This is a genomic window from Aeromonas sp. HMWF014, from assembly GCF_963878295.1.
GTDB lineage: Bacteria > Pseudomonadota > Gammaproteobacteria > Enterobacterales > Aeromonadaceae > Aeromonas > Aeromonas popoffii.
Window position 1 is genome coordinate 1 of the sequence record NZ_CAWNYS010000020.1, and the last position, 3162, is coordinate 3162.

Below are 3162 nucleotides of genomic sequence, written 5' to 3' on the forward strand. Positions count from 1 at the left end.
GTAGCAGCACAGTGCGGCCTATCTCGCGGCGCAGCACCTCGGCCACCTGGCGCATCACCTGATGGCTGGTGCAGAGGAAGAAACAGCCCCCCGGCGTCTTGTTGATGAGGGGGATCATCAGCTGGGCCAGCTGTTCGCCACGCCCGAAGGCATTGGGCTCGGGCAGATAGCGGGGCACACAGAGCCGCGCCTGCTCGGCATAGTCGAACGGACTGTCGAGGATAAGCTCGGCACTGCCCGCGAGTCCCAGCTCGGCCACAAAGTGATCGAAGCGCATGTCCACCGTCAGGGTGGCGGAGGTAAAGATCCAGGCCACCTCGGGGCGCAGTACCTCGGCGCCAAAGCGCTCGGCCACCGAGAGCGGCGTCAAATTGAGGGAAAAATGGAGCCGCGAGCAGTCATACCAGTAGGAGAAGCCGGTCTGATTGACCGCCAGCACCTCCCCAAGGCGGGTGCGCAGCTCGCAGATCCGCTCGAAGGCGTGATCCAGCTGCTCGCCGCGCCCGAGCGCCAGTTTCAGCACCTCGTAGCAAAGCCCGATGGCGTCGTTGAGACGGGCTAACGCCTGCCCCCAAAGCGGCTGGCGCAGCATGTCACGGGTATTGCCACGACCGCCATCCACGCCAAAAGCGAGACGCAGATCCTGACTGGCGATGGAGAGCCGGTCCGCCGCCTTGCCGAGCTGGGCCATGTCGTGCGCCTCGGCCCGATAGGCCAGCTGGATATCCTGCGCCAGATCCTGGATGGTGCGGCTGCCCACCGACTTGCCGAAGTAGTTGGTGGCGATCTCCGCCAACTGGTGCGCCTCGTCGAACACATACACTTGCGCTTCGGGCACCAACTCGCCAAACCCTGTGTCTTTCACCGCCATATCGGCGAAGAAGAGGTGATGATTGATCACCACCACCTGGGCATCCATGGCGCGGCGACGAGCAACCACAAGATGGCAGTCGTCGTAATAGGGGCAGTCACGCCCGAGGCAGTTATCGTTGGTGCTGGTGACGTGGGTGAGGATCTCGGCGTTTTCCTGCAACCCCGGGATGTCCCCCACATCGCCGTTATCGGTAGCCGTGGACCAGGATTTGACCTTCACCAGATCATTGAGCACTTCCGGCTTTTGCAGATGGGATTCGCTCAGGAGCCGGTTCATCCGCTCGATGCAGAGATAGTTACTGCGCCCCTTGAGCAGGGCCACTGGCGGGGTGTAGGAGAGCGCCCCTGTGATGGTCGGCAGATCGCGATAGAAGAGCTGCTCCTGCAGGTTCTTGGAGCCGGTGCTGATCACCACCCGCTTGCCGGACTCCAGCGCAGGGACCAGATAGGCATAGGTCTTGCCGGTGCCCGTTCCCGCCTCCACCAGCAGACGGCCACCGCGCTTGATGGCACTGGAGACGGCCTCGGCCATGGCCAGTTGCGGGGCGCGGGCAACAAAGCCGTCGATGTGGCTGGCCAGAGGGCCATCTGGCTTGAACAGGGTCTGGATGGTCAAAAGGGCGTCCCGCAGCAAAAGCGGGCATTATGCCAAAAATGCGGTTAAAACGGGACTGATAATGCGTTCAGACGAAGAGATCGATCTGGTGCTCGGGATCCGGCTTGTGATCGTCCTCTTTAGGCTTTGACTGATCACGCTTGGCAGAGGGATAGGCCTGCTGACGCTGCTGGGACTCACCGTTGTCGGTGCTGGTCTTGCGCAGCTGGTGCTTCTGACTGATCTGGGTCACTTCCCGCTTGATGTCGTCAGGACTCGGGGTCGCTGGCGCCCTCGGTAAAATGGGGAACAACAGGTCCTGGCTGGGCATGATGGCGACTCCTGTAGGGGTATTGTCTAGTTATCGACCAGAAAACCGTTTCCTCAACTTTAATCGATCAAATCACAGTTTCCGGTTGCATTTTCTGTCAAGGCAGGTAGTGTAAATCAGGCGTCAACTACGACATCTTATTTGTAAAGGATTGATTACATGCAGTTCACCACCCTGAAGACTCATCACCACCATCATCCCGACTAGTCTTTCAGGAGGTTGGCTGCTGGAAGACACTTAACTGGTGACTTCCAAAAGGACCGCAAGATTCATAAACCCTCGGAAGCACATACTTCCGAGGGTTTTTTCGTTTTTGACTAGAAGGAAATCGAGCAAATGGAAACACAACGCCTGCGTATCGCCATGCAAAAGTCCGGTCGTCTGAGCCAGGACTCCCAAGCCCTGTTCAAGAGCTGTGGCCTCAAGATCAACCTGCGTGAGCAGCGCCTCATCGCCCATGTGGAAAACATGCCCATCGACATCCTGCGGGTACGTGATGACGACATCCCGGGTCTGGTGATGGAAGGGGTGGTTGACCTTGGCATCATAGGTGAGAACGTGCTGGAGGAGGCGCAACTCATTCGCGCTTCCCAGGGGTTGCCTGCACAGGTCAAAACCCTCAAGCAGCTCGATTTCGGCGGCTGCCGCCTCTCGCTGGCGGTGCCGGATGATGTGACCTACACAGGGCCAGAGAGTCTGGCAGGCAAGCGTATCGCCACCTCTTATCCGGGGCTGCTCAAGCGCTTCTTCGACGAAAAAGGGCTCGCGTTCAAGAGCGTCATGCTGGGTGGTTCGGTGGAAGTGGCCCCCCGTGCCGGGCTGGCCGATGCCATCTGCGATCTGGTCTCCACCGGCGCAACGCTGGAGGCCAATGGCCTCAAAGAGGTCGAGGTGATCTACCGCTCCAAGGCGGTACTGGTGCAGACCCCCAACCCCTTGTCCGATGCCAAGCAGCAGCTTATCGACAAACTGCTGCCCCGCATTCAGGGGATGCAGCAGGCGCGCGAGAGCAAGTACATCATGCTGCACGCCCCTAAAGACAAGCTCGATGCCATCACCGATCTGCTGCCGGGTGCCGAGCGCCCCACCATCATGCAGCTGGCCGGTGACACCAATCAGGTGGCCCTGCACGTCGTCTCCAGCGAGACCCTGTTCTGGGAGACCATGGAGCAGCTCAAGGCCCTCGGCGCCAGCTCCATTCTGGTGCTGCCCATCGAAAAAATGATGGAATAAGGAAGGGATATCATGCAGACCCTGATCTGGAAGACCCTCTCTCCTGCCCAGCAGGCCGACGTGCTGACCCGCCCCGCCCTCAATGACGAGGCCGATATCGGCGCCGTGGTCAAAGAGATCATCGCAGCGG

At 59.9% G+C, this 3162-nt stretch carries 3 protein-coding genes and 1 other annotated feature; of the genes, 1 reads left to right on the forward strand and 2 read right to left on the reverse strand.

What is annotated here, in order from left to right; translation table 11 throughout:
* Both AAC083_RS00705 and AAC083_RS00710 read right to left on the reverse strand, forming a co-directional pair.
* Positions 1–1489, reverse strand: a 1489-nt coding sequence (locus AAC083_RS00705) for an ATP-dependent DNA helicase (RefSeq protein WP_108537818.1), incomplete at its 3' end; no start/stop codon positions are given.
* A gap of 67 nt (positions 1490–1556) precedes the next feature.
* Entirely contained in the window at positions 1557–1799 is a 243-nt protein-coding gene (locus AAC083_RS00710) for a hypothetical protein (protein WP_042037673.1), read from the reverse strand.
* A 182-nt stretch (positions 1800–1981) separates the two neighbouring features.
* Positions 1982–2110: a sequence feature (His leader region), on the forward strand.
* A 25-nt stretch (positions 2111–2135) separates the two neighbouring features.
* Here AAC083_RS00710 and hisG point away from each other — a divergent pair.
* The gene (hisG, locus tag AAC083_RS00715; RefSeq protein WP_108537819.1) at positions 2136–3032 is read left to right on the forward strand and encodes an ATP phosphoribosyltransferase; all 897 of its coding nucleotides are present in this window, start codon (positions 2136–2138) and stop codon (positions 3030–3032) included.
* Positions 3033–3162: the final 130 nt, after the last annotated feature.